The organism is Sporomusaceae bacterium (genome assembly GCA_031460455.1).
Taxonomy (GTDB): domain Bacteria; phylum Bacillota; class Negativicutes; order Sporomusales; family UBA7701; genus Anaeroselena.
Window position 1 is genome coordinate 1 of record JAVKTQ010000050.1, and the last position, 1,075, is coordinate 1,075.

Annotated in this window: 2 protein-coding genes; both read right to left on the bottom strand. The window is 54.7% G+C overall.

Annotation, left to right across the window (positions count from 1 at the left end; genetic code table 11):
- Positions 1–32: 32 nt before the first annotated feature.
- Complete coding sequence (locus RIN56_20670; GenBank protein MDR7869207.1) at positions 33–239, bottom strand: hypothetical protein; 207 nt, start codon at positions 237–239, stop codon at positions 33–35.
- Positions 236–1,075: hypothetical protein (locus tag RIN56_20675; protein ID MDR7869208.1), on the bottom strand; the 840-nt coding region annotated here is incomplete at its 5' end. The genes RIN56_20675 and RIN56_20670, both read right to left, overlap by 4 nt.

The following is a 1,075-nucleotide window of genomic DNA, read 5'->3' on the forward strand; positions in this document are numbered from 1 at the left end:
GTCAGGCGATCGCTGTTTTTCTTCCAGTTCCATCACCCCCTGTAAAATGAAGCAGCATAGAAGCCTCCATTAGTCTCATAGGCTGCCTGCTCCTGTGCTAACCTACGGCGCTCGGCGTATAAGGTCGCCAGATCGCCGCGGCGGACAACCCGGCCGGCAGCTGTCCGGTACTCCTGAGCCCCACCTTCGATCTTTTCGATCGCCGTGTTGATCTGCGCTACCTGCTCTTCCAGTATCATTCAAGCCACCCCTCTCCTTTATCGTCTAGCCAATCATCGTCAGCCTTTTCGCTTTGTCTGACCGGCTGCGGCTGACTGGCTTCTTGTAGTTCCTCCAAGTACCGAACCTGAAGCAGGTCGGCCGCCAATGAGGAATACACCTTGCAGTCCAGGTAATGGTTAGGAATCGACGAGGTTTTCGGCACCCAGGTTTCGATTTCCCGATTCCCTTTTCTATCCCTGATCTTATGCTCAGACGTCAGTTGCTCGGCATATTCAGCATCACAACCGGCGTACACCATGAAGCACCCGGGGCCCACCGGTTTGTTTATCCTGGCGGCTATCAGGTTTTTGTACTGGTCGGGATCGACCATGTACAGCACCTGCCCGAATGCTTTCGAATTAGGATTATCTATTTTGGATCTCCGGTACCTGGAAATCATAGGTGTGCTGCTGCCTTTGACCGGTACCGCCCAGTCCTGATTCTCAAGGCAGTAATCGTAGACGTTCTCAGTATCGTAACCGGAGTCTATAGCGCAGAGGTTAACCTGCCGCTTGGCCTCCCCGTTAGTGTCCGGCCAGTGGCGATTCATTATCTGCGTGAGCTCTTCCCATGTTTCGACTATCCCGTGAGCGATATTCTGACTAGTCAGTTTCGCTCCCCAGGCGTCTATCCCCCAGTACATATACCCTTTCTGAACGTCTACGCCGCCGGTGAGCAGCTGCGTCCATTCCGGTACCACGCACTCAGGCTCGGGCGCTTGCTTCTCCAGCACTACATCCCGATCGAGGGCGGCCGCTTTGTCCTCCCACGGCTCGGCGAGCCAGGAGTTGATAAAGTTCATCAGTTTTTCGGG

What these genes read in the sequence shown, in the direction of transcription:
- RIN56_20670 (MDR7869207.1), bottom strand. Translation starts at nt 239, where the DNA reads ATGATACTGGAAGAGCAGGTAGCGCAGATCAACACGGCGATCGAAAAG.